Below are 26,242 nucleotides of genomic sequence, written 5' to 3' on the forward strand. Positions count from 1 at the left end.
AGGTCGCCTCAACGAAGTCCGCGTCTTGGGTGAAGAACGCCCAGCTGAAGTCTGCGGTTTGGGTGAAGGTCGCCCCGCTGAAGTGCGCGGTTTGGGTGAATTTCGCCCCGGTGAAGTCTGCGTTGCTGTAGAACTTGGCAGAATAAAAATTACCTTTCTCAATCCTGAGGCCAATGAGAGGATAGAAAATGGGAGCTCGGCTGAAATCGAAATCAAAGTCGCTCCAGATTCCTGGAACAGTTTCGATTACCTCGCCCTTCTTCATGGTGAAGGTACTACTGCGCTTGCTCATCTCAACGAAGATAGTGCGGCGTACATCCTGTTCTTCGCGAAATGCCGCCTGATCTTTGGAGAAATCTCCTTCATAGTTATCAGGCTCTGAACCGCCCTCAAACATCTCTGCTTTTAATGCCAGGGTGAAGGGTGAACGAATGTAGGAGCAAAGGTTATTGATAATAACCTGACCCTCCTTCTGCCGTTCTTCAGGATTGAGAGCGTCATCAGCAAGCCACTCATCGACCAAACCCACAAGGGTATAGATACCACCTAGACGGACAGTCGCTTTCTCGTTAGCCAGCTGCTCTACAGCTTTGGTGTAGCGGCTTCGGCGTTCTGCATGGGCCTGGCGGGTATGGTCCTGCTTATTTTTCTCTGATTGTGCCTCAAGGTTTTTCTCAAATTGTTCCTTCTGCTCTAAACGTTCGGCTTCCTGTAGTTTAAGGTCTTCCATACGGTCTTTTATCTGCTGATTGTACTTTTTTCTATCGAGGTCTAGAGTCTGTTCGTCATTTTGGTTTTTTTGATGGGTTTTAATCAGCGTGAAAACTGCAATAACTCCACCGGTTGAAGCGAGTAATGCAGTAGTTAACTTATCGGTCTCTCCAATGAATCTAAATAGATTAAGGATAAGGGGAAGGAAGAAAGATACAGTTGCCCCGCAGGCAATAATCGAGACAAACAGCTGGAGGGGGTGATTTTTGAAGAAAATAGTAATTAATTCTTTGGACTTATAGCCACTTACTACTTTATAAGCGATGAAAATCACTGAAATTAGCGCAGTAATAAGCCTAGTGAAATCAATTATTGGTTGCGCAACGTTGAGGATAATAAAAAAATAATGATTAATTAGGCATGAAATTAAGATTGCTGTTAGCGTCCAATCTGTCCACCCCATTCTAAATATAGTTCGCAGCAAAGCATCCACTGTATCGATTTTTGGGTTTTTGTTTGAAGTGGCAGAGAGGCCTGGCTGCACTGAATGAGGCTGAGGTGCCGGTGAATCATCGTTCGATGACATAGGAATCTCCTATCTTCTCTGAGAGGAATGGGTACCTTTTAGTTTAGTGTAAAACTGCTTGACCTGCGCTTCTACTGGACATAAACGAAGGCCCCGCCACACATTCAGGTGGCGGGGCTTCTGGATATTACTGCGCGGGCTCACTCATACGCGTGTATTCCTTCTGCCGTTCATCCCAGGACGCCGGATCGAAGAGCACCGTACCAACCGGGATATGGTAGCCCACGCCGTTCAACCCGGCGGTACCCAGCGGAATAGGCTGGCTATCCTCGTACACCGCGAAGTTATACGCCTCCTGACTGGCAGACTCCGAAGCGGCAGGCAGGGCAGCGAACCGAGCCCGGTACATTTCGCCCGAGTTAGCGTCCTCAACAGCGAAGACTGGTGGGCTCTTCACGAAAGACACATTGCAGAAATCTGCAACGCCTATAAAGGTTGCCCCAGCGAACTCCGTGCCTGCCTCGAAGGCCGCATCAGCGAACCAAGCAAGCTGCTCAAACACAACTCCGCTGAAGTTGGCATCAGCGCTGAAAGTCGCCGTGCTGAACCCGGCATACCCCTCAAAGATCGCCTCACGGAACTCTGCAGTCCCCGCAAAATCCGTCCTAAAGAAGCTCGCATTACCGCCGAACGATGCCCTGCAGAACCCCGTGTTTCCACCAAAGGACGCGCCACTAAACCGAACATCCGCCGCAAATGCCGCGTCGCGGAAGTCCGCGTGCCCTCTAAAAGAAGCCTCGTGGAATTCCGCATTAGCGTTGAAGGTCGCCTTCGCGAAGCTCGCACTATGGTTGAACGTCGAACAGGCAAAGTCCGCATCCTGGCCGAACGTCACATCCTCGAAGTAAGCACCCTCAAAGCTCGCCCCGTTGAAGCTCACCGCCCGCGCGAACGTCACCTTACCGAAGCCGACACTCGCCGTGAACGTCGCTTTGCTAAAGTCGGCATCCTGCGTGAAGGCCGCGTTACCGAAGTTCGCGTACTGCGGGAAGTCCATCTCATAGCTCGTCCTCGGCAGCGCAATAAACGACGCCTGACTGAACGTGGCGTCGCCGTCGAACTGCGCCTCACCAAAATCCGCGAACTGTGTGAAGGACGCCCCGCTAAAGTCCGCCGCGCTCGCAAAGCGCACGTTGCTGAACATTGCGGACTGCTTGGTGACTACACCTGCAAAGCGCGCGACCCCGCCAAACAGCGACTTGGAGAACACCGCCGGACGGTTGAAGACCGACGCGGCGAAGTGTGCTTCATCGTGGAACGTGGAGGCGGTGAATACTGCCTTTCCGCCGAAGGTGACCGCCGCGAAGCTGGCTATGCCTGCGGTGTTCAAGCGTGAAAAGTTGGCGTCGGACTCGAAGGAGGCTACCGCGAAGTCAGCCGCAGCCGAGAAGACCGCGTCTGAGAAGTCGGCTCCGCCGGTGAAGGTTACGGTTGCGAAGCTTGCCGCGTCCGCAAAGCGTGCCCCGCTGAACTCTGCCGCGCCTGCGAAGTGTGCTGCGCTGAACCCCACCCAGTCGGCGAAGTTCGCGCCCTGGAAGGAAGCGTCAGCCGTGAACTGTGCTGCCGAAAAGCTGGTGTCACCGTGGAAGGTGGCGCCGAAGAAATCCGCCGGGCCGTAGAAGGTTGCGGAGGCGAAATCGGCGTTCTGAAAGTGCAGTTGCCGTAGCGGGTAGAAGATGGGTGCACCGCTAAAGTCGAAGCGCAGGTCAGCCCACATGCGCGATATTGGCGGTAGCGTGCGCTGGTCTTCCTTGTTGTCTTTCTTGGTGCTCTCGGCGACTGCGGCGAGGCGGCGGCTGAACTCCATGAAGATGGTGCGGCGTACCAGTTGCTCTTCGCGTAGTGCCTCCTGATCGCGCGTAAAGTCGCCTTCGTACCCTTCGGGGGCTTCGTCTGATTCTAGGATTTGCCGTTTCTGCGCGAGGGGGTAGGGCGTGCGGATGCATCCGGTCAGCGCGTCGATAATGGTCTGGGCTTCTTCGCGGCGTACCTGCTCGGGGAGGGAGGCGTCGGTGAGCCATTCGTCTGCGAGGTTTGCGAGCGTGTATGCCCCGCCGAGGCGTACGGCGGGTTGGTGCCCGTCGAGGAATTGTTCGAGTGCGTGCGTGTAGCGTTCGTGCCGCTCGGCCTGCAGGTTGTGTGCCGGGGTATTTTTGCGTTGCCGCAGCGCAGTTAAGAGTTTGTTGAGGTTCATGGCGGTGTGCCCTTCCTGCTCCGGTGCTGGCTTATAACCAGCATAGGGGAGGACCCCGCCCTTGCGCGCTCGCGCTGGTTAAAAGAAGAAGCCCCGCCTGCACGAGAAATGCAGGCGGGGCTTCTCTAGTGGCCTTATTAGAGGAGGCATTAGAACTTTCTATTTACTCCGCTGAGGCACTTTGAACGGTGTAATTACCCAGATGATCCTTTGGTGGAGAATCCGGGTCGAAGAGTACCGTTCCAAGGGGAATAATGAACGTCTTACCGAGAAGAGTAGCGGGTTTGCAGTTGATAGGTTTGCTATCCGGCGCGACCGAGAACATATAGTTCTGCGGGCTTGTACCTGCAGAGAATCGGGCTTTCCCTAATTTTGTAGCGAAGGTTGGCTCAAATCTCTCAAAGGTCGCGGATCTGAAGTTCGCGGTTTGGGTGAAAGTCGCCGATCTGAAGTTCGCGGTTTGGGTGAAAGTCGCCCACCGGAAGTTCGCGTCTTGGGTGAATTTCGTTACGTGGAAGCGCGCGGTTTGGGTGAAAGTCGCCGATTCGAAGTCCGCAGTTTGGGTGAAAGTCGCCCAGCTGAAGTTCGCGTTTTGGGTGAAGGTCGCCTTGCTGAAGTCTGCGGTTTGGGTGAAGGTCGCCCCGCTGAAGTCCGCGTTGCTGTAGAACTTGGCAGAAGAAAAATTACCTTTCTCAATCGTGAGGCTACTGAGAGGATAGAAAATGGGAGCTCGGCTGAAATCAAACTCAAAATCACTCCACGTTCCTGTATAGGTGTCGATTATCTTGCCAAATCCATCCCTAGTGAAGGTACTACTGCGTTTACTTATTTCAGAGAAAATGAGGCGGCGTATATCAACCTCGTGCGTAAGTATTTCTATGTCTGATTCTGGAAGAGATTTAAATTCTTTTAGTTGTTCATGGGTGTAATTATTTGGAATGGTGCGTATATATTTGCAAAGAATGTTTATGATTGTTTGAGCTTCTTTTTCTGCCTTATCTTTCAGCTTCTCCAATTCTTTCGTATCGTTACTGAGGTCTTTGTAGTCTAACCAAGCATCGGCAAGTTTAGCTAGTTTAGGTACGGCTGTATAAGAAGCCTTCACATCGCTGCCGTTGAGCTCCGCAACAGCTTTATCAAAACGATCATTGTAGGAATTATGGAGCTGACGAATATGGTCTCGAGCATCTTTCTGTTTCTGAGTATCTAGTTGTTCACGTTCAAGCTCGCTTTTTTGATGGCTTTTGATGAGGGAAAACAGAGCAATTGTTCCGCCTGTAATCGTGAATAAAGCGGTAGTTAGGTCTTTAGTTTCTCCGATAAATCCGTAGTTGTACAAGAATGCCGGAATAAAGAATGAAAGCACCCCTCCGAATACAACCGTTAATACAAATATTCTCAGGATATGTTCTTGTAGTATGAGCTTTAATCTTTTAGTGAAGGATAGCGTGAGTAGAAGTGCTACAAGTAGAGCTCCAGAGGTGTAAAAGAACGTGCTTTTGCGAATGTTCTGAATTTCGGAAAGTTCATTGCTTTTTAGGGAAAAGTTGAATCCTTCGGGAAGGTTTCTGATTTTTTCTGAATGAAGGATAGAGTTTTCGATGATATTGTATATCAATAGGAGCAATAAAGATAATCCTGCGAAGATCGCGAATGCTCTAATTAGTTTCTTGGTGGAGTTTAATTTTCCCCAAATATTAAGAGCGAAATTTTTTATGGTTTTGAATATTTTAGATATGAATCCGCTTAGCTCTTCCTTATATGCATATAGGTAGATTAGTAGCAATACAAATAGATATAAAGTCATTGCCATGCATGCATATATTGCGTGGGCTTTTAAGTCATTGCCAACTTGCATATAAGGTGTAATTAAAAATCCGGCAACCCCGGAGGCGAGAAGTCCAACAAATCTCCAAGGTATCCCCCATCGGGTTGTTTCAGTATTCTCTGGAGGCTTGGCATCGGCGGTAGACTTTTTATGTGTCACGGGTATCTCCTGTCTACTTTGAGAGGATATGGTCGTATCTAGCATACGGCAGGCGGGTAGCCTCAAGCCATAGGTGAAGGTTAGGGAATTACGAGTCGGACAAGCGGAGATGCCCCCATAAAGTAAGTGATGGGGCTTGCGAGCAGATCCTCCATATATAAGAGGAACGAATCTCTAACGTCTCACTCCGGTTCTAGTAACGCTGCTAGAGGCCTAGCCTCCAGACCTAAAAAGCGCGCCTAAAGATCACCTCGCGCACCCTGCATAAGGTGCGCTCAGACCACCTTCCGGCGCCTCCCGCACCCCAATTTTTAGGTTTTCCACCCCTTTCTAAAAAATTTTTAAAAATTTTTTCGCCCCGAGTGCCCGGCACTGTCTGCCGTGCGCTGAATCGCCTCGCCGCACCCTCATCCAGACCGAAAACCCCGGAATTCCGCGGTAAAACGCCCCGTCCGCGCCTCGCCGCCGCCCCAAAATCACCCGCAAAACACTGCCCCAGAACCCTAAAAAACCCACCCCTCACACACCTCCGCGAAAAAAAGTTGAGTAAAGTTCGCTCAACCCTATTGACACACCCTTTGAGAGGGTGCATACTTGAGTACATGAGGCTCAAGGAGCCGCGCAGACCACCCCACACGGGGCGGCACGCGCAGCGCCGACCGCCTCCAAAACTTTCAAACTAACCCGCCTCGCATTAGAAGAAGCGGGGCACTGATCACAAGGAGTGAATAAACATATGGCACGTGCAGTAGGCATTGACCTCGGTACCACCAACTCTGTCGTTTCGGTTCTCGAAGGCGGCGACCCCGTAGTTATCGCCAACGCAGAAGGCACCCGCACCACCCCCTCCGTCGTCGCATTCTCCAAGGACGGCGAGGTTCTGGTTGGTAGCGTCGCAAAGCGTCAGGCAGTGACTAACGTCGACCGCACCATCTCCTCCGTCAAGCGCCACATGGGCACTGACTGGACCACCGAGATTGACGGCAAGAAGTACACCCCGCAGGAAATCTCCGCTCGTATCCTCATGAAGCTGAAGGGTGACGCAGAGGCATTCCTGAACGACAAGGTCACCGACGCCGTCATTACCGTTCCCGCATACTTCAACGACGCTGAGCGTCAGGCAACCAAGGAAGCCGGCGAGATTGCAGGCCTGAACGTCCTGCGTATCGTCAACGAGCCCACCGCCGCAGCACTGGCATACGGCCTGGACAAGGGTAAGGAAGACGAGCTCATCCTGGTCTTCGACCTCGGTGGCGGTACCTTCGACGTCTCCCTGCTGGAAGTCGGCAAGGACGAGGACGGCTTCTCCACCATTCAGGTTCGCGCAACCAGCGGTGACAACCGCCTCGGTGGTGACGACTGGGACCAGCGCATCGTCGAGTGGCTGCTCGCACAGGTGAAGGCAAAGACCGGCGCAGACCTGTCCAAGGACAAGATCGCTCTGCAGCGTCTGCAGGAGGCAGCTGAGCAGGCTAAGAAGGAACTGTCCAGCGCAACCAGCACCAACATCTCCCTGCAGTACCTGTCCGTGACCCCCGAGGGCCCCATCCACCTGGATGAGAAGCTGACCCGCGCAAAGTTCGAGGAACTGACCCACGACCTGCTCGAGCGCACCAAGAAGCCCGTGCTCGACGTCATCAAGGAGGCCGGTGTGTCCATCTCCGAGATTTCTGAGGTCATCCTGGTTGGTGGCTCCACCCGTATGCCCGCTGTTGCCGAGCTTGTCAAGGAGCTCACCGGCCGCGAGCCCAACAAGGGCGTGAACCCCGACGAGGTCGTGGCAATGGGTGCAGCCCTGCAGGCAGGTGTGCTGAAGGGCGACCGTAAGGACGTTCTGCTGATCGACGTCACCCCCCTCTCCCTCGGTATCGAGACCAAGGGCGGCGTGATGACCAAGCTGATCGAGCGCAACACCGCAATCCCGACCAAGCGTTCCGAGACCTTCACCACCGCAGAGGACAACCAGCCCTCCGTGACCATTCAGGTCTTCCAGGGTGAGCGTGAGTTCACTCGCGACAACAAGAACCTGGGTACCTTCGAGCTGACCGGCATCGCCCCCGCACCGCGTGGCGTGCCCCAGATTGAGGTCACCTTCGACATCGACGCAAACGGCATCGTCCACGTCTCCGCAAAGGACAAGGGCACCGGCGTTGAGCAGTCCATGACCATCACCGGCGGTACCTCCCTCTCCAAGGACGACATCGACCGCATGGTCAAGGACGCAGAGGCACACGCTGAGCAGGATAAGGCACGCCGCGAGGCTGCTGACACCCGCAACGCAGCTGAGTCCGTCGCATACTCCGTCGAGAAGCTCCTGAAGGAGAACGGCGACAAGCTGCCCGAGGACGTCAAGACCGAGGTTCAGGGCGATGTCGACGAGCTGAAGAAGGCACTCGAGGGCGACGACGACGCAGCAGTGAAGTCCGCATTCGAGAAGCTGCAGGCATCCCAGTCCAAGCTGGGCGAGGCACTCTACGCAGCAGCACAGGCTGAGGCATCCGAGTCCAAGCCCGCCGCTGATGAGGACGTTGTCGACGCCGAGGTTATCGACGAAGACGAGAAGAAGTAATCATGGCTGAGCAGGAAAACACCACCCCCGACCCGCTGGAGGAGGCATTCAACGCCCCCGCAGCGGAAGGCCACCCCGAAGCTGAATCGGTCGAAACCGCCGACGACGCAGCGGAAGCCGTCGAGGCTGAGCTCCAGGACGCCGTAGAAGCAGAATCTGCGGATGCGGCACTCGCCGCAGAGCGCCTGGACTCCCTGCTTCGCCTGCAGGCGGAGTTCACTAACTACAAGAACCGCACCGCCCGCGAAAAGGAGCAGCTGCGACTCTTCGTCATCAGTGACCTGGTCGGTTCCCTGCTGCCGGTGTTCGACGACATCGACGCCGCACGCAAGCACGGCGACCTGCAGGAAGGCCCCTTCGCCTCCATTGCTACCAAGCTCGAAGAGCTGCTCGGCAAGCAGGGTGTGGAGCGTTTCGGTGAAGTAGGCGACGCCTTCGACCCGAACATTCACGAAGCTGTTCTGCAGCAGCCCACCGACGAGGTGGCTGAGGATCATGTCTCCATGGTTCTGCGTTACGGCTACCGCGTGAACGACCGTGTGGTTCGTACCGCTCAGGTGGCTGTGGCTGTCGCGCCGTAAGGTGACCGGCTCAGCATTGGCTGAATAACTAACGACGGGCGGGTGCTCTCCCTAGTGGGGGAGTGCCCGCCCTGTTGTTTGCCTAAGCTGTTCTGCCTGAGCTATTTGCACGGGCTGTTCTGCCTGGCGCGCCTGTTCTGCCGGGGCTGCTTTACCCGGTGTTGGCGCAGGTTTTGGCGAGCTGCGGCGGTGGTTAAAAAGCCTTGTAGGGCGCTAAATTTTGGTCTACCCCCTTCCAAAATTGAGTCAAGTAGACTAAACTTTTATATAGAGCATTAAGACAAGAACGTGGTGCCCTGCTAGCCGTCCCGTAACCGAGGAGGGCGGCGCATCACCGCGAGAGGAGAAACAAACATATGGCAAGCGAAAACTGGATAACCGACGACTTTTATAAGGCACTGGGCGTTAGCGAAGACGCAAGCGAAAGCGACATTAAGAAGGCGTACCGCAAGCTCTCCCGCAAGTACCACCCGGATCTAAACCCCGGTGACGAGCAGGCTGAGAAGAAGTTCAAGGAAATCTCCGAGGCCTACGACGTGCTCTCCGACAAGAAGCAGCGCGAGGAGTACGACCAGATTCGCCGCTACGGCGCCGCAGGCATGGGCGCGGGCGGCTTCGGTGCAGGCGGCTTTAGCGGCGGCTACCCCGGCGCGGACGCCTTCGGCGGATTCCGCGGCGGCACCAGCGCCAACATCAACATTGATGACCTGCTCGGCGGCCTGTTCGGCGGAAGCGCCGGCGGCAGCCGCCGTCGCTCCGCCGGCTTCACCAGCGCCGACTTCGGCGGCATGGGAGGCGGCGGTTTCGGCGGCGCACAGCACGCGGCCCCCGAGGAAAGCACCACCAGCACCCGCATCAGCCTGGCCCAGGCTTACACCGGCGCAAACGTGACCGTGTTCCTGCCGGACGGCTCCCACACCGAGGCACGCATCCCCGCAGGCATTAAGGACGGCCAGAAGGTCCGCCTGCGCGGCAAGGGCCTGCGCGGCGGCGACCTGAAGGTCACCGTGCGCGTCTCCGATGACTCCGTGTACTCCCGCGAGGGCAACAACCTGATCCTGCGCGCACCCGTCACCCTCGCCGAGGCCGTCGACGGCGCAGTGATCGAGGTGCCCCTGCCCGACGCATCCACCGTGAAGCTGCGCCTGGCACCCGGCCAGGTCGGCCGCCGACTGCGCGCTAAGGGCCGCGGCTTCAAGGCTAAGGGCGGTGACGGCGACCTGCTGGTCATCCCCGAGGTGGTTCTGCCCACCGAGTTGAGCGCAGAGGCGCAGGAAGCATTCGATAAGTTCGTAAAACTGGCACCGCAGGAGAACCCGCGTAAGGATCTGTTGAAGAAGGCGAAGTAGACCATGGCATCTCGAGAATCATCATCTAAGTCCCGTAGCGGCAAGCCGTTGCACAGCGTGGACCTGCCGGTTTTCGTGATTTCTGTGGCGGCTGAGCTGGCGGGCATGCACCCGCAGACCCTGCGCCAGTACGACCGCATCGGCCTGGTCCAGCCTTCGCGTGCGCCCGGTAAGGCGCGCCGCTACTCGCAGCGTGACGTGAACCGTCTGCAGCGGATTCAGCAGCTCTCGCAGGAGGGCGTTTCCCTGGAAGGTATCCGCCGAATCATCGAACTGGAGGCTCTCCTGGAGTCGCAGAAGGAACAGGTTGCGGCGCTGCAGCGTCAGGTTGAGGATGCGAAGGTGAAGATGGGTATGGCGGAGCGCGTGTTCGCTGCCGGTACCAGCGGCGACGTGGTGCATATTGCTCGCGGTACCCGCCCGGCGCCTCGTCAGCGTTCTTCGGCTGTGGTGTTGTACCGTCAGCGTCACCAGCCGGCTACGGCGGATGATGCGAAGCCGCAGCGCTAAACCGGTTAAACCCGCTACACTGGGATAAACGGCTCGACTGTTTTAGCTCATCTGCGCTAGTCAGCCACTCATATAGGCTTGTGCGTCTTTGTGTCATACGCCGCGAGGGAGGGTAGACCCCCGCCCCGCATGAACTCAGACCCACACACAAGAAGGTGAGGCTCCCCGAATGACCGGGGAGCCTCACCTGCTTAACGTATATTCGCGCTAACCTGCGCCACCTGATGCCGGCGCTGCCCCGCTTACTTGCGGCGGTAGGTCAGATCGTGCGCGCGGCGGCCCGCCTCCTGAGCCTTACGCTCAAAGCTGGTGAGGGTACGACCCTCCCAACGCGGAGCCCAACCACCCAGCGGATCCTCCTCGGTCGCACCGGCGCCGGGGTTCACGTTCTCAAAATCGGGGTGCGCCTCCAGAACCTCACGCATGACCAGGGCGTACTCCTCCCAGTCGGTCGCCAGGCGCCAAATGCCGCCGGGCTTGAGCACGCGCGCAACCTTATCGGCAAACGCCGGGGACACCAGGCGGCGCTTGTGGTGGCGGGACTTATGCCAGGGATCCGGGAAGAACACCCACAGCTCGTCCACGGAGTTCTCCTCGAGCATGTTGTCGAGCAGCTCGGGTGCGTTCGCCTGAGCCACACGCACGTTCTCCACGCCGGCGTTGCCCATCTTCAGCAGCAGGTCCGCGATGCCGGGGGTGTACACCTCGACGGCGAGGAAGTTCGCCTCGGGCACCTCAGCTGCGCGGTGCACGATCGCCTCGCCCAGACCGGAGCCAATCTCGACGACCTGGTACGCCTCACGGCCGTAAATCTTGACCGGGTCGAAGGTCGCCTCGGGCGCGACGGAGGTGTCGGTGCGCAGGCGCGGAATGTCCAGCACGTGGGTGGGGGAGTAGGTGTCCCAGGCCTTCTGGCGGCGCGCGGTGAGGCGGTCGCCGCGGCGGACGAAGGAGTAGGGCTGGCGGAAGAATTCCTCGGGAACCGGCTTCTTAGCCTTCTCTTCGGTGGATTCGGGTGCCTGGCTAGGCTGCGTGTTCTCAGTAGACATACCTAAAAGAATAGCGCAGGGCCGCTACACCGTGCGGTTTCGGGGCCGCTGGGCGGGGTGATGCCGGGCTGGCCGGGTACGAGCGAACCGGGGGTGGACGCGGCAGATGCAGAAATTCTGCGCGCATACAAAAGTGCGGTGGGAACCGGAAGGTTCCCACCGCACTAAAGAGAGGTTGCTTGAGGAGTGAGCTAAGAGGAGGGCCTTACTTCTTGGAGCCCAGCAGGGCCAGACCCGCGCCGAGCATCACGATGTTGTTTGCGAGCTGCTGGCCGTCCTGGGTGGGGCGGAAGAACTTGTCGTGCATGTCCGGGTTGCGGAAGTACATGGTCATCAGGTTTGCCGCGAATGCGGTCAGGCCTGCACCCGCCAGGCGGGAGGGGATGAAGGGGGTCAGCAGGGTTGCGCCGAGGGCGGTCTCTGCGCCGGAGATGAGCTTGCCGAAGGTTGCTGCATCCAGCTTGGAGACTGCGGGAACGCCGGTTGCGGCCATCTGCTGCAGGAAGGCGTAGGTACCCTCGTCAGCCTTGAGCTTCTTGACACCTGCATCGAGGATGAGTGCGCCTGCGGTGATGCGGAGTGCTGCATTGGAGAACTTGCTCATTGTTGTGTCCTTCTGTTCTGTGGTTGGTCGGCTAGGTTTTCGTTTGAATGGTTACTACTGTAGACCTGAATCCTTGCACTGTAAAGTTTTGACTGGAAAGTTTCTTAATTTTTTGAAAACCCGAAAATAGGGACAGGGGAAGGGCTGCTGGAGGAGGATGGGAAATCCCTGTGCCCGGTGGCTCACGGCGAACCCGCCCCGTGCCCGCGTCATCTCAAATTTCCGCCCCTGTTGGATTCATTGCGCTCGTGTGGGTATGAGGGGGTAAAATTTGAGATTATGCATTCTCTGTATATTTCTCATTGGTGATACAAGCCCCGGTAAAACCGTGTCATCAGGGCCCGCAAGCCCCGAAATACCGCACGTACCGCGGAAATGGGAGGTTCGCCTCCCTGTACGCCGTTAAGGAATATGAGTGAATACCAACCACCCGGATAAGCCCCCGAGTAAAAAACAGGGCAACCGACGCAGAAAAGAGAAATACGTGACACAGCAGCCAACGCCGCAGAACTCCGTCACCGGCCTAGATTCGGAGGCTGAGCACTCCAAGCTCCAGCGCGGGCTCAGCTACCGACATATCCAGCTGATTGCTATTGGCGGCGCCATCGGCACCGGCCTTTTCCTCGGCTCAGCAAAGACCATCGCCCTGACCGGCCCCTCCATCATCTTTGTTTACGCCATTATCGGTAGCGTCATCTACTTTGTTCTGCGCGCTATGGGTGAGATTCTGCTCTCCAACCCCAAGTACAAGTCCTTTACCGACTTCATTACCGATATCCTCGGCCTGCGCGCAGGATTCTTCGTCGGCTGGTCGTACTGGTTCTTCTGGGTCGTCACGGGCATTGCGGACGTCATCGCGATTACCGGCTACGTGCAATACTGGCTACCCGGCATGCCCAAGTTCATCCCGGCGCTCGTGGTCATCACGGCACTGCTACTGCTGAACCTGCCCTCGGTGAAGAACTTCGGCGAAATTGAATTCTGGTTCGCGGTCATTAAAATCGTCGCGATTGTCGCCCTCATTATTGTTGGTGCGCTCATGGTTGCCTTCAGCTTCACCAGCCCCGACGGTACCACAGCCTCCCTAGCCCACCTGTGGGACCATCCCGGCCCCTCCGGTAGCGGCATCTTCACCCAGGGCGTGACCGGCTTCCTAGGCTCCTTCCAGATTGCCCTCTTCGCTTTCGTGGGCGCCGAGCTCGTCGGCACCGCCGTGGCTGAGACCAAGCACCCCGAGCGCACCCTGCCCAAGGCCATTAACGCCGTGCCCTTCCGCATCGCGCTCTTCTACGCCGTGCCGCTGCTGACTATCCTCGCCGTGACCCCCTGGGACAAGCTGGATAAGTCCATGAGCCCCTTCGTGGGCATGTTCTCCCTGGCGGGCATCGGCATCGCCGCCTCGCTGGTGAACTTCGTGGTGCTGACCTCCGCGGCATCCTCCGCAAACTCCGGTATCTTCTCGACCTCCCGCATGGTCTACGGCCTGGCGCACGACGGTGCGGCACCCTCCGCACTGGGCAAGCTCACCAAGAACGGCGTGCCCGCCAACGCCCTGTACCTGACCACCGTGCTGCTGCTGTTCAGCCTGGTCATGCTGTACGCCGGCAATGGCATCATGGAGGCGTTTACCGTGGTGACCTCCGTGGCCTCGATGATGGGTATCTTCACCTGGAGCATGATCCTGATTGCGTACCTGGTGTACCGCAAGAAGTTCCCCGAGCGCCACGAAGCCTCCCAGTACAAGATGCCCTGGGGTATCGGCATGAGCTGGTTTGGCCTGATTTTCTTCGCCGTCATGGTTTACGCCCTGAGTCTGTACCCCGACACCGCCATCGGTCTGGCACTGACCCCCGTCTGGTTCATTGCTCTGGCTATCGGTTACGAGATCCTGACCCGTCGCCACGCCGCCAAGCGTGCCCGCGCGCTGGTCGGTGAAGGAGCCTCTCAGAAGTAGCCTCTAGCGCTACCGCTCGTCGTTGTTCTGCACCTCGCCCCCGTGTTCTTTCTGGATGCGGGGGCGAGGTTTTTCTGTGTTTATTTACCCCCGTCAGGGGGCTAAATAGTGACCTGTACAATAGATTTGCGACACACCAAAGGCTGAAAAATACTTCATTCACCTTTCAAAACGTGTAGAATATCTATCCAAACAGGTGTGAAAGCTCCCACAGGTTCCCGCATCGGGCGATGTCCGAACTCGCCCCGGATGCGGTGCGAACCATGGTCGAGCCCATCTCCCGCCCCGAAAGCCGGGGCTGCCCCGCCGAGCAACTGGCCGCATATTCATACACTGACCGTGCCTCCTGTCTTCTCGAGGTTTTTACTCCAGGTCATGGCATATGCGGTACGGGGTACAACCGCAGAAAAGAGGACGTCGTGACTGAACATAACCAGGCCACCGTCACCCCCGAGGCTCCCGAACAGGGAGAGCGACTGCACCGCGGTCTGAGCAACCGCCACATCCAGCTCATCGCAATCGGCGGTGCCATCGGCACGGGCCTGTTCATGGGCTCCGGCCGAGCTATCTCCCTAGCGGGCCCCTCCGTGATTTTCGTGTATATGCTCATCGGCGCCGTCATCTTCCTGGTGTTGCGCGCCATGGGTGAAATCCTGCTGTCGAACCTGCGCTACAAGTCCTTCTCCGACTTCACCACCGACCTGGTCGGCCCCATGGCAGGCTTCTTCCTCGGCTGGTCCTACTGGTTCATGTGGGTGGTGACCGCCGTTGCGGACATCATTGCAATCGTCGGCTACCTGCGTCTGTGGTGGCCCGACCTGCAGGCATGGATACCGGCCCTCGCCGTCATCGGCGTTCTGCTGACCCTGAACCTGGTGTCCGTGAAGAACTTCGGCGAAATCGAATTCTGGTTCTCCATGATTAAGATCGTCGCCATCGTTGCCCTGATTATTGTTGGTGGCGCCATGGTCGCTATCGGATTCACCTCACCCAGTGGCGCGCAGGCATCCGTCGCAAACCTCTGGAACGACGGCGGTATGTTCCCGAACCACTTCATCGGCTTCCTCGGCGCATTCCAGATTGCCGTCTTCGCGTTCATGGGCTCCGAGCTCGTCGGTACCACCGCGGCAGAAACCAAGGACCCCGAAAAGACCCTGCCCAGGGCAATCAACGCCGTGCCGGTGCGCATCATGGTCTTCTACGTGGGTGCGCTCGTCACCATCCTGATGGTTACCCCCTGGCGCCTCGTCAGCCCCGATAGGAGCCCCTTCGTCGCCATGTTCACCCTGGCGGGCCTGGGCATCGCCGCGCACATCATCAACTTCGTGGTGATTACCAGCGCAACCTCCTCGGCGAACTCCGGTATTTTCTCCACCTCGCGCATGGCCTTCGGCCTGGCCCGCGAGCGCAGCGCACCCGCGTTCCTGGGTAAGGTTTCCAAGGCCGGCGTGCCACGTAACGCGCTGTTCCTCTCGGCCGTGATGCTGCTGTCCTCCATTGTGCTGCTCTACGCGGGTGACTCGATTTCTAGCGCGTTCAACCTGGTCACCACCGTGGCTGCGGTACTCGTGATTTTCGCGTGGGCGATGATCATGGTCAGCTACCTGATGTACCGCAAGAAGTTCCCCTCGCGCCATGCGAAGTCGAAGTTCCGCCTGCCCGGCGGCCGTTTCTCCGCGTGGCTGTCGCTGGTGTTCTTCGCCTTCACCATCGGCGTGCTGGCCATGGATGAAGAAACCCTCAGGGGTCTGCTCGCGATGCCCGTCTGGTTCGCGATTCTGGGCATTGGTTGGTTCTTCAAGCGCCGCGCGGATGCACGCCGCCACGAGGCGATTTCGACCCGCACCGCGCAGATTGCGATTGTGGAGGCGTCCGAGATTTTCTCGGCACGCTAAGCCGCATCTACTATCTGCGCCGGCTATCGGTACCAGCTGCCACAGCTGGTTTCCCGCGCATGCGTAAAGCCCGCGCCCCCTGCTCCTTTTCGGAGGTGAGGGCGCGGGCTTTCGCTATCTCCAGGGATGAACCCGAGAGGCTCTAGAGATGAACCAGAGAGGCTCGGGGGAGTGCGCTTAGACGGAAGCCATCTCAGCCTCTTCGGCAAGCGGGTCGTTATCGTCATCGGTGCGGTAGAAATCCCAGCGTTCACAACCGCAACCCGAACGCATCGCCTCGATGACGGCGGCAGCTGCCTCCAGCGGGTCGAGCGCGTGCAGATTCCACAGCGCATGCACCGGTACCGGGTGCCTCCAGTCGTGCTCCTGCAGGAACTCCGGGTCGAAGGCGGGTAGCGCTTCGACGGTGGGTTCAAGCTCGCAGAGGAAACCGGTGGGGGAGCGGAAAACCGTCACCACGGGGGTTGGGTCGGCGTCTTCCAGGCAGGCTCCGTCGAAGAAGTAGTAGGTGCTCAGGCGGCGGTTCCAGGCAAGCTGCGCGAGGCGTTCGCCGAAGACTTCCACCGTCTGCTCCCACTGGGTGCGGTGGTATGCAGCCAGGTCGGTGTGGGCGGTCTGCACCACGCCGATGCCCTGCTCGGTGAGTTCGCGGGCGCTCAGACGTGCGGGTTCTGCCGGTTCCGCGGGAGCGCCCGCAGGGGAGCCGTCCGGGGTATCCAACTCTGCTAGTTCTGTTTCGGTGAGCTCAGCGTTAGTCAGCTCAGCGTCAGCGTTAGTTAGCTCAGCGTCGAGGAGCTCAAGCTCCTCAGCGGCACTCGATTCAGCAGCGCTCGCCTCAGCGGCACCCGACTCCACGGCAGCTACGTTGGCTTCGTTTTTCGTCCACAGGCGCAGCTCGCGGGCAATCTGCGTGCGTCCGCGATGCAGGGCCGTCTGCCAGGAACCGAACTTGGCGCGTACCGCACCCAGCGGCGGCACCTGCTCAATGAGCGTGGGAATGGTAGACCAGTAGCCGTAGTTCAGCGCCGTCGGCTCGCGGTCGTAGCGGGCGCAATAGCTCAAAAACAGGCTCAGAGTCTTCGGTGCAAAATCCTCGGGTACCGCCGCGGCGTCGATATACCACTCGTTCTCGAGCGCCTCCGCCGGGTAGATGCCGGTGCGGAGCATACCCAGGGACCAGTCGCCGTCACCGAGGTAATCGTTGACCGTCTGTGCGGGGGCAGGCCACGCGGATTCGCCCTCCATACTGGCGGCGAGCAGGGTGTACAGGCTACCGCCCTCGGTGCCGATTTCTTTCACGCCGCGCTGCCTGATGTCCTCGAGGGTCTGCGCGTAGGCTTCTTCCTCCAGCTGGGAGTAGGGGTGTGCGGCAAGGTACTTGAGCGTTGCCCCAATCTTCGCCAGAACGTGCGCAATGTCTTCATTGTTGAAGTGGCGTGCCTCCAGCGCGGATGGCAGGTCGTGAATAATATCGCAATCAAGAATCAGTGCCGCGTACTCGGGCTCTGGAGGCAGATCGTAGGCTTCTGCGAAAACGTACCAGAGGCCGCAGGCGAGCATCGTGTAGCTCGGGGCGTCTGCCGTGACCGGGCCAAACTGCCAGATACCGGAGCTCAGCGCATAGTTCAGGTACTTCTTGTTGATGTGCGGGTACAGAAAGTTGAGGCGGCGGAGAACCTGGGTAGGGGTGAACCCCAGCGCGGCGAGTTCGGCGATGAGTTCCGCGTACTCGTCGTGAAAATCTAAGTAGCCCTCCGGCGCGTTTGATAGCGCGGTGCGTTCGCGCATGGGTCCCTCTTTCCTCTGCAGGTGGGCGGCGCATCGTCGTACCGTGCCGTCGCACCCTGTATTTCTGCGAGCAGAAAAGGTCGTGCGGGCGGCCGCGCCACCCCCAATCTGCATAAAAGCGAGAAAAATTTTAAAAAATATATCCTTTTAGTTCAAAAATAGTTGAACGTTATATAGGCGTTCAAGCGGAGGGGCCGATAATCAGCTAACTAACCAAAAGATGACGCGGGAGGCGGCAGAGGCCCAAATGATGCAGAACCGCCCGTCGGCTGTACGCACTCGGGCTCTGCGGCTGGAACCGGCGCTGGAGCCGGCGGCTGAGGCCGGGCGGGGTCGATACTACCCAGGTAGGCTCGGCGGCGGCCTCGGGGATCCCGACAGCGGTCCCGGCGGCCCGGCTCCCGGAGCGTCGGCGAAGTATGCGAAACTGGAGGGATGAGCGAACACCCCCTCCCGAGCAGCATCGCGCCGCGCGGCGCATCCGCCAACGAGTCGCACCCCGAACCGAACTGTAGCCGACAGGACCGTGACGGGCGGGCCGAGCGGGCCCCCTCCTCGCACCTTGTCTCGGTACTCGCCGCAGAGCTCGGCATCGCCCCGCACCGCATCGGCGCCGCCGTGGCACTGCTCGACGCAGACAACTCCGTGCCCTTCATCGCCCGCTACCGCAAAGAAGCGACGGGCGCGCTCACCGACACCCAGCTGCGCGCCATCCAGACCCGCCTGGGTCAGCTACGCGCCCTCGAAGAGCGCCGCGCCCGCGTGCTCGAGGCGCTCACCGCGCGCGCCGACGAGGGGCTCATCGACCCGCTCACCCTGCTGCAGCTGCGTTCCTCGCTCATGAACGCCGCCACCGTCGCAGACGTGAACGCCCTCTACGCCCCCTACCGCAGCGAGCGCGTAACCCGCGCGCAGCTGGCGCGCGCCGCCGGGCTCGACTCCCTCGTCGAGGACCTGCTGGAGGTGCCCCTCGCCGACGCGCACGCCATCGCCGCCGCCTACATCACCACCGATGAGGAGATTGCGGAGGCCCGCGCGGAGGGGGATGAGACGCTGCCCATCCGCACGGCCGAGGAGGCCCTCGAGGGTGCCCGCGCGATTCTGATCGACCGTGCCCTCACCGACCCGGTGCTCGGTGAGAAGCTCTTGACCCGCCTGCGTGAGGGCGGTGTGATCGAATCCCGCGTCATTGCCGGGCACGAAAGCGACGGCGCGAAGTTCTCGGACTATTTCGCCTTCTCGGACCGTATTCGCTCCATCCCGCCGCACCGCGTGCTGGCCCTGCACCGCGCCAAGGACGCCGGCGTGGTACGCCTGAAGGTGGACGTGGCACTCGCCCCCGCACCGCTCAGCCGCCTGCGCGGGGCCGCCCGCGCCGAGGCCGAGGCCGCAGCCGAAAACTACGAGAACGTACGTTCTATATACGAGCGTGAGATGGCCGCCGCGCTGCGCATCCCCGTGCAGGTGCTCAACACCGTGGACGACGAGGACCGCGTGCTCGGCTGGCTCGCCGCCACCGTGCGCACCGCCTGGCGCAGCCACCTGCGCCCGCGCCTGGCCGAGCGCATCCGCCACCGCCTGCTCGATACCGCCGCGCAGAACGCGACCGAGGTGTTCGCCTCCAACCTGCGCGATATTCTGCTCGCCGCGCCCGCCGGGCACCGCCGCACCCTCGGCCTGGACCCGGGTCTGCGCCACGGCGTGAAGTACGCCGTCGTCGACGAGACGGGCGAGCCCCTGCGCACGGGCACCGTCTACCCGCACGCCCCGCGCAATCAGTGGGAGGAGGCGCTGCGCGAACTCGCCGCCGCCTGCCGCGAGGAGCACGTGGAGCTCATCGCCATCGGCAACGGCACCGCAAGCCGCGAAACCGACAGGCTCGCCAGCGAACTCATTCGCGCCCTGCGCGAGGAGGGCGTGGAAGCACCCCAGAAGGTGACCGTCTCGGAGGCGGGCGCATCCGTCTACTCCGCCTCCGCCCTGGCCGCCGCCGAGCTGCCCGACTACGACGTAACCGTGCGCGGCGCCGTCTCCATCGCGCGCCGCCTGCAGGACCCGCTCGCCGAGCTCGTCAAGATTGACCCGCAGTCCATCGGCGTGGGCCAGTACCAGCACGACGTGCCGCCGGCCGCCCTGCGCCGGGCCCTCAACGACACCGTCGAAGACTGCGTGAACGCCGTGGGCGTGAACCTCAACAGTGCCTCCGTGCAGTTGCTCGCGCACGTGGCGGGCGTGGGCACCGCGACCGCCGAACGCATCGTCGCCTACCGCACCGAGCACGGCCCCTTTGCGAACCGCCGGCAGCTGCTAAACGTGCCGCGGCTGGGTGAGAAGACCTTCCGCCAGGCGGCGGGATTCATTCGTATTCGTGGCGGCGAGGAGCCTCTGGATGCCTCCGCGGTGCACCCGGAAGCCTACCCGCTCGCGCGCCGTATTATTGCCGACGCGCAGGCCCGCAACGGCGCTCGCTGGGGGTCCGGCGCCTTGGGCACCTCGGACGGTAGCGACCCGCTGGCCGGGCTGAACCCCGCCGACTACGTGCAGGAGGGCGGACAGGACGGTGCAGAGGAGGGCACCGCCGGCGTGTACACGGTGCAGGACATCTTCACCGAGCTTCGCCGCCCCGGCCTGGACCCGCGCGGTAGCTTCCGCACCGCACGCTTCTCCGAGTCCGTCTCGCGTTTTGAGGATGTGCGCCCCGGCATGGTGCTCGAGGGTACCGTCTCGAACGTGGCGGCCTTCGGCGCGTTCGTGGATATCGGCGTGCATCAGGACGGCCTCGTGCACATCTCGCAGATGAGTCGCGGGTTCGTGGCGAACCCGCACGACATTGTGCGTAGCGGCGACATCGTGCGGGTGCGCGTGGTGGAGGTCGACCCGGCCCGCCGCCGCATCTCCCTCTCGCTGCTGGTGGAGGACGAGAGCTAGCCGGCGAAAACTGGCGGGTGACGGCTAGATACCGAGCGCTCACCGAGATAGTTTGCCGGTTTGCCGAACAATCCAAGAACAAGCGTTCGCTAAAACCGGTCTTCGAAAGCCCGAAAAGCCGCGCCGCCAGGGCGCGCAAAAGCCCCGACAGGCATTATCCGTGCCTGTCGGGGCTTTATGTAGGTGCGATTCAAACTCTACACCCGCGCTACACCCTAGAAGTCGATGTTCGCCGGGTCAGCGCCAATACGACCCTCGGGGGTGGAAAGCGCATCCACGGCCGCGATGTCCTCGGCGGTCAGCTTCACGTTCACCGACGCCAGGTTCTCCTCAATGCGGGAGGGGGTCACAGACTTCGGGATAACCACGGTGCCCTTAGCCAGGTGCCACGCCAGCACAACCTGCGCGGGGGTTGCGCCGTGACGCTCCGCGATCTCAGCCAGCACGGGGTTCTGCAGCAGATCGCTGCCGTTGCCCAGCGGGCTCCACGCCTCGGTCACGATGCCGTACTCGGCGTGAACGGCGCGCAGCGCCTCCTGCGAGAAGTAGGGGTGCAGCTCAATCTGGTGGATAGCCGGAACCACGCCGGTCTCCTTGATGATCTCGCGCAGCTGCTCCTCGGGGAAGTTCGACACACCAATCGAGCGGACCTTACCCTGCTTCTGCAGCTCAATCAGCGCGCGCCAGGAATCCAGATACAGGCCCTGCTGCGGCTTGGCCCAGTGAATCAGGTACAGGTCAACGTAGTCGGTGCCCAGCTTCTCCAGGGAGGCATTGAACGCCTCAAAAGCGCTCTCGTAGCCCTGGTCGGAGTTCCACAGCTTAGTGGTGAGGAAGATGTCCTCGCGAGCCACGTCGGAGTTAGCGATAGCACGGCCCACGCCCGCCTCGTTGCCGTAGATGGCGGCGGTGTCGACGTGGCGGTAGCCGGTCTCCAGGGCGGTGCCCACGACCTTCTCGGCAACTTCGTCCTCCACCTGCCACACGCCGTAGCCCAGCTGCGGAATGGATCGGCCATCGTTGAACTTTACGTTGGGTACGTTGTAGCTCATGATGCTCCTTTGGAATCTATGGGGAGGCGGCGCCTCCGTAAGCAGTCCTTCAAGGCTACGCCCCAGAGTCACCGTTGAGAAGAGCCGGGCCAGAATCGGGCGTGAATCTAGCCTGAGGCGTAACCAGATGACAAAAAATGACGGGCACCAGACACCTCCTCAGACTCGAGGGGTACCGCTCAGGCTGGAGGGCGGCTATCGCTCGACAGCCGGCGCAAAGAGCTCGCGCACATCCTCAGCTGTCACCGCCGCGGAGGCGAACTCGCCCTCACCGACCACCGCATCGAAGAGCGCGGCCTTCGACTCCTTGAGCTGCATGACCTTCTCCTCAATCGTGCCCTCGGCGACCAGACGGTAGACGTGCACCTCCTTGTCCTGGCCGATGCGGTGAATACGGTCCACCGCCTGCTGCTCGGCGGCGGGGTTCCACCACGGATCCATAATGAACACGTGATCCGCCTCGGTCAGGTTCAGACCGAAACCGCCAGCCTTGAGCGAAATGAGGAACACCGGCTCCTGACCGCTCGTGAACGCCTCAATAACCTCTGCACGGTTGCGGGTCGAACCATCCAGGTACAGGTGGTCGATGCCCTTCTCGCTCAGGGCCCGGGCGATGCTCTTCAGGTAACCGGTGAACTGACTGAACACCAGCACGCGGTGCCCGCCGGCCAGCAGCTCGGGTAGCCGCTCCACCAGGTACTCGCGCTTCGCCGAGGTGACGCCCTCGTAGGCGTCCGGGTCGATGAGCGCGGCATCCAGGGCCAGGCGGCGCAGCAGCGTCAGCGACTGGAAGATCGTGAAACGGTTCTTGTCCATGTCCTCCAGCAGGCCCAGAACCTTCTGGCGCTCGCGCTGCAGGTGCGTGTCGTAGATGCGGCGGTGGCCGGGGGCCAGCGGCAGGTTCACGCGCACATCATTCTTCGCCGGAAGCTCCGCCGCCACCAGCTCCTTGGTGCGGCGCAGCATGAGCGGCCGGATGCGCCGGCGCAGGCGAGCGGTCGTGGCGGCCGCGTGCGCGGGGTCCTCACCGGATTCGGCCGGGCGGGCGTACAGGTCGCGGAAGGCGCGGGCGGAGGGGAAGAGCCCGTCCGCCACAATCGCCAGCAGCGCCCACAGCTCCATGAGGTTGTTCTCCAGGGGCGTGCCGGTCATCGCAATCTTGGTGCGCGCGGGCATGGCGCGGGCGATAGACCAGGCGCGGGTGCCGGTATTTTTGACGAATTGCGCCTCGTCCAGCAGGAGCGCACCCCAGCCTTCGGGGGCGGACTGCTCGCCCGTGGAATCGTCAACGGTACGGCCTAGCGTGCGGGCGTAGCCGGTGTATGCTTCCTCGTCCATGCGCAGCAGTGTGTAGCTGGTCAGCACCAGGTGCGCCCCGGCGATGCGCTCAGCCAGCGGGGTCTTACCGGCGGTGGTTTCGGTAATGGTCACGACCTTCGCCTCGGGCAGGAAGCGTTCCGCCTCCGCCGCCCAGTTGGTGATGACAGAGGTCGGCGCAACCACGAGGAAGGGCGCGAACGGCTCGACGGGGGCCGCGGCGCGGTGCTCCTCGATGGCGTGGGCGAGCAGGGCGAGGGCCTGCACGGTCTTGCCCAGACCCATGTCGTCGGCGAGAATGCCGCCCATGCGATGCTCGTAGAGGAAGGTGAGCCAGCGGTAACCCTCCACCTGGTAGGGGCGCAGGGTGGCGCGCAGGCCCGCGGGGACCGGGTACTCTCGGTTTAGGTTCGGGCGCACCACACCCCCATTGTTGCGCTTGTCATGCGTATCGGGGCTTGCCGCGGGCTTATTCGCACCGTCTGCGGGGTCGGTTTCGCGGGCTTCGGAGGCCTCCACGAGCGCCAGCAGGGAACGCACCTGCTCATCCCAGCGCCGGGTGGTCTGCACGCTGGCCGCCAGCGATTCCAGCTCGGAGAACAGCCCGGCCTGGTGCCGGTTGATGCGCAGCTCACCGCCCGCCTCGTCGAGCTCCCGCGCCTCCGCGATGAGGGTGCGCAGGGTCTTAAATTCGGGGCGGCGCAGCGAGAAGTAGGTGCCGTTGCCCAGCAGGATGCGGTCCGCCCCGCGGTCGAGCGCCTCAAAAATCTGGGCGAAGGGCACGGTCCAGTTATTCACCTTCACAGCGATGCCCAGCCCGAACCAGTCGCGCGAATTGCCCTCGGTGACGGTTACCTCGATGAGCGCGTCGGTGGCTTCCACGAACTCGGGTGGGGTGCCGTTGAAACGCACCCGAACGGCGGAAATGCGGCGCAACTTCGGCAGAATCGCACTGAGCAGCTCGCGGGTTTCCCAACCCTCGACGCGGCGCTCTTCTAGGCTGGCCAGGGCCGGATGCGCGGCCAGCACCGAGCGCACCGAGCGTAGCACGCGGGCCTCGAAGCGCTCGTCGCGCACCTCGCCGCCCTCCTCGCCGGGGTACCCGAAGGCCGGCAGGCGCTGAACGCCGGATTCGTGTTCGGGGTCGGCCTCGAAGGGGTTGAGAGGGTACTCCCAGTGCCAGCCCAGCTGCGCGTCGTGGCGAACCTCCTCGTCGAAGGTCAGCTCGAGCACCAGGCGCGGCGGGGTGACGGACGGCAGGGCCAGGGCCGGGTCGGGGGTGAGCGCGGGTACGGAGCGGCTGAGCGCCGGCAGAAAATCGCGCTGGAACGCGGGGCGTTCGGCGGCGGGAATCTTGACGGTTCCCGCCGAGATGAGCGCCTCGGAGGCGGCGTCGAGCGGCTCGACCAGGGGGATGAGCGCCAGCTCCACGCCCTCGGGGAGGTTCGGAACCGCGGCCTGCTCCGGCTGTGCGGTTTGCTCAGACTGCACAAAGGCGCCGCGCCCCACCTCGTCCAGCGCGCCCGGCCGGGTGGTCTTCCAGTGCACGGCCTTGGCGGCATGCTCGTACTCCTGCTGCGCAAGCCCGCCGAGCGCGAAGAAGCCGGTGCGGGGCGTGCCCATGGGGTGGCAGTGGGCGGCCGGAAGCCAGAGCTGTCGCAGAAGCTCGCCCTCGCGCCCCTCCCAGCTCAGCGCGGCCTCGAGGAGTAGGCCCCCGTCCGGGTTCTCTTCGGAGTCCTCGGGCAGGGCGGCGGCGCGCAAACGCACCCGCGCGGGCGGCAGGATGGCGTACTCCACCTCGCGTCCGTTGATTAGTAGCGGCAGGCCGATTTCCTCGGCGCGTGCGAGCACATCCCAGAGCAGGGCAGAGCCCGCGGCGCTGAGCGAAATCCAGTCGCGGTGCGAGGAGTACATGTTCTGCCAGGGGCGGGCAATCGAGTAGAGCTCGGCGAAGAAACGCTCGTGCTCCGGGTAGATGTCGTGGCGGCCGACCGGCCCGCCCACGCTCGAGGCGAAAGTGTCCCAGGTGAGGCCGCCCTTGACCCAGCGGCCGGTTTTGGAGTGCATGAGCGGGCGCGCGAGTAGGTTGATGGCCGGGGTCGCCCCGGGCATGTTGCGGCCGCGCGCGTAGGATCCCGAGACGCTCATCGACAGGTCGAGCGCGCCGCTGACCCGTAGCGAATCGATGCCGGAAAGGTCCTGACGTGCGGAAAGAACCGAGGAGAGATTCTTGCGCCAGGCCGAAATCTTGGAGGCGGGTGCCGCCTCCCGAGTGCCGTCTGAGGGGAGGAGCGCCCCGCCGAGGGAACTGATGCCGAGGGATTCGAGGTCGAAGCCCTCCGACTCCTCGCGATTCGCGCGCGCGGTCGGGGTGGTCTCGGCGGAGTTGGGGCTCGGCAGGCGCGAGGCCACGGTCAGGGCCCCGGAGGCGCGTAGCGCCGCGAGCGGGTCCTGCGGCTCAGTGCCCGGAACCTCCGCCGCGCTCGCTTCTGGGCCGGTCGCTTCGGTACCTGTTGTTTCGGTGCCTGTTGTTTCGGAGCCGGTGGCCTCGGTTGCGAGGGTGCGCTCGCCGGGGGTTTTCGTCTCCGCGTCGGCGTCCTTCGCTCCCTGAATTTTGGTTCCGCGACCGCCGCTGTCGAGCGGGCCGATGGCCTGCGGGGTGAGAGCCCTACCCGCCACGGAGGCGCGGTCCAGCGCGGTGAGCATGAGCGCCACGGCGTGCTTGCAATTGCTGACGACCGGGCAGGTGCATCGGGCCGCGAAGGCGGCAGAGCCGGCGCGCGGGGGGAAGAACCGAATCGTCACCTCGTAGGGCACGAGGGTGCTTCCGTTAACGAGCCCGGTGAGGGTGCGGCTGTCCTCGTCGTAGCTGTAGCGCACGACCTCGCGGTTGCGCTGGTAGGCGGCCCCGCGCTGGTAGGTGCGGTGGCCGACCTGTCGAATGATTTGGGGTACGGTGACGGGGATTTCGGGGAAAGGATTGTTGGGCACCTGCCCATTATCTCGCATCGGGTGAGGTGCCGCACGGCGGGCGGTCATTGCCTCTCGAGCGTGCGCGCTCCGAGGGTTTAACGAGGCGAATTGAACACGCTGAAAGCGGCCGCCGCGCCCCGCGCGGGATTGGTCTGCGTGCTCGCGGAGGGGTGAAAGCGAGGGGCTGCGGAGGGT

The 26,242-nt window shown here is 61.4% G+C and carries 15 protein-coding genes; 7 read left to right on the top strand and 8 right to left on the bottom strand.

Annotated elements, in window-relative coordinates:
• The 3 genes from HMPREF2630_RS00610 to HMPREF2630_RS00620 form a co-directional block, all read right to left on the bottom strand.
• Positions 1 to 1,297: pentapeptide repeat-containing protein (locus HMPREF2630_RS00610; RefSeq protein WP_246822720.1), on the bottom strand; the 1,297-nt coding region annotated here is incomplete at its 3' end.
• Positions 1,298 to 1,424: 127 nt separating this feature from the next.
• Positions 1,425 to 3,491 carry a pentapeptide repeat-containing protein gene (locus tag HMPREF2630_RS00615; protein ID WP_143131574.1) on the bottom strand — a complete coding sequence of 689 codons (2,067 nt, stop codon included), beginning with the start codon at positions 3,489 to 3,491 and terminating at the stop codon, positions 1,425 to 1,427.
• Between the two features lie 163 nt (positions 3,492 to 3,654).
• Positions 3,655 to 5,478: a pentapeptide repeat-containing protein gene (locus HMPREF2630_RS00620; protein ID WP_168162472.1), complete on the bottom strand. Its 1,824-nt coding sequence runs from the start codon at positions 5,476 to 5,478 to the stop codon at positions 3,655 to 3,657.
• 736 nt (positions 5,479 to 6,214) lie between these two features.
• On the opposite strand from HMPREF2630_RS00620, the gene dnaK reads away from it, so the two are divergent.
• From dnaK to HMPREF2630_RS00640, 4 genes are all read left to right on the top strand, one after another.
• Positions 6,215 to 8,047, top strand: coding sequence for a molecular chaperone DnaK (gene dnaK / locus HMPREF2630_RS00625; protein WP_070482844.1), 1,833 nt, complete (start codon positions 6,215 to 6,217; stop codon positions 8,045 to 8,047).
• A 2-nt stretch (positions 8,048 to 8,049) separates the two neighbouring features.
• Complete coding sequence (locus HMPREF2630_RS00630; RefSeq protein ID WP_070482847.1) at positions 8,050 to 8,628, top strand: nucleotide exchange factor GrpE; 579 nt, start codon at positions 8,050 to 8,052, stop codon at positions 8,626 to 8,628.
• 356 nt (positions 8,629 to 8,984) lie between these two features.
• The gene (locus HMPREF2630_RS00635; protein ID WP_070482849.1) at positions 8,985 to 9,977 is read left to right on the top strand and encodes a DnaJ domain-containing protein; all 993 of its coding nucleotides are present in this window, start codon (positions 8,985 to 8,987) and stop codon (positions 9,975 to 9,977) included.
• Positions 9,978 to 9,980: 3 nt separating this feature from the next.
• Complete coding sequence (locus HMPREF2630_RS00640) at positions 9,981 to 10,487, top strand: heat shock protein transcriptional repressor HspR (protein WP_070482852.1); 507 nt, start codon at positions 9,981 to 9,983, stop codon at positions 10,485 to 10,487.
• A 242-nt stretch (positions 10,488 to 10,729) separates the two neighbouring features.
• Here HMPREF2630_RS00640 and trmB read toward each other — a convergent pair whose 3' ends face one another.
• Positions 10,730 to 11,536: a tRNA (guanosine(46)-N7)-methyltransferase TrmB gene (gene trmB / locus HMPREF2630_RS00645; protein ID WP_005508988.1), complete on the bottom strand. Its 807-nt coding sequence runs from the start codon at positions 11,534 to 11,536 to the stop codon at positions 10,730 to 10,732.
• A gap of 205 nt (positions 11,537 to 11,741) precedes the next feature.
• Positions 11,742 to 12,140 carry a hypothetical protein gene (locus HMPREF2630_RS00650; protein ID WP_070482855.1) on the bottom strand — a complete coding sequence of 133 codons (399 nt, stop codon included), beginning with the start codon at positions 12,138 to 12,140 and terminating at the stop codon, positions 11,742 to 11,744.
• 484 nt (positions 12,141 to 12,624) lie between these two features.
• Between HMPREF2630_RS00650 and HMPREF2630_RS00655 the strand changes: the two genes are divergently transcribed.
• Entirely contained in the window at positions 12,625 to 14,094 is a 1,470-nt protein-coding gene (locus HMPREF2630_RS00655) for an amino acid permease (protein ID WP_049342908.1), read from the top strand.
• 419 nt (positions 14,095 to 14,513) lie between these two features.
• A complete protein-coding gene (locus HMPREF2630_RS00660; protein WP_049342909.1) occupies positions 14,514 to 15,989 on the top strand; it encodes an amino acid permease in 1,476 nt (491 codons plus the stop codon).
• A gap of 177 nt (positions 15,990 to 16,166) precedes the next feature.
• On the opposite strand, the gene HMPREF2630_RS00665 is transcribed toward HMPREF2630_RS00660, so the two are convergent.
• The gene (locus HMPREF2630_RS00665) at positions 16,167 to 17,777 is read right to left on the bottom strand and encodes a dehydrogenase (RefSeq protein ID WP_070482858.1); all 1,611 of its coding nucleotides are present in this window, start codon (positions 17,775 to 17,777) and stop codon (positions 16,167 to 16,169) included.
• A gap of 435 nt (positions 17,778 to 18,212) precedes the next feature.
• Here HMPREF2630_RS00665 and HMPREF2630_RS00670 point away from each other — a divergent pair, with 435 nt between their 5' ends.
• Positions 18,213 to 20,705: a helix-hairpin-helix domain-containing protein gene (locus HMPREF2630_RS00670; RefSeq protein WP_083298865.1), complete on the top strand. Its 2,493-nt coding sequence runs from the start codon at positions 18,213 to 18,215 to the stop codon at positions 20,703 to 20,705.
• A gap of 215 nt (positions 20,706 to 20,920) precedes the next feature.
• Here HMPREF2630_RS00670 and HMPREF2630_RS00675 read toward each other — a convergent pair whose 3' ends face one another.
• Both HMPREF2630_RS00675 and HMPREF2630_RS00680 read right to left on the bottom strand, forming a co-directional pair.
• The gene (locus HMPREF2630_RS00675; protein ID WP_070482861.1) at positions 20,921 to 21,757 is read right to left on the bottom strand and encodes an aldo/keto reductase; all 837 of its coding nucleotides are present in this window, start codon (positions 21,755 to 21,757) and stop codon (positions 20,921 to 20,923) included.
• A 195-nt stretch (positions 21,758 to 21,952) separates the two neighbouring features.
• Entirely contained in the window at positions 21,953 to 26,113 is a 4,161-nt protein-coding gene (locus HMPREF2630_RS00680) for a DEAD/DEAH box helicase (RefSeq protein WP_070482864.1), read from the bottom strand.
• Between the last annotated feature and the right edge of the window lie 129 nt (positions 26,114 to 26,242).

It is taken from the genome of Rothia sp. HMSC072B03 (genome assembly GCF_001809565.1).
In the GTDB taxonomy this organism is placed as follows: domain Bacteria; phylum Actinomycetota; class Actinomycetes; order Actinomycetales; family Micrococcaceae; genus Rothia; species Rothia mucilaginosa_A.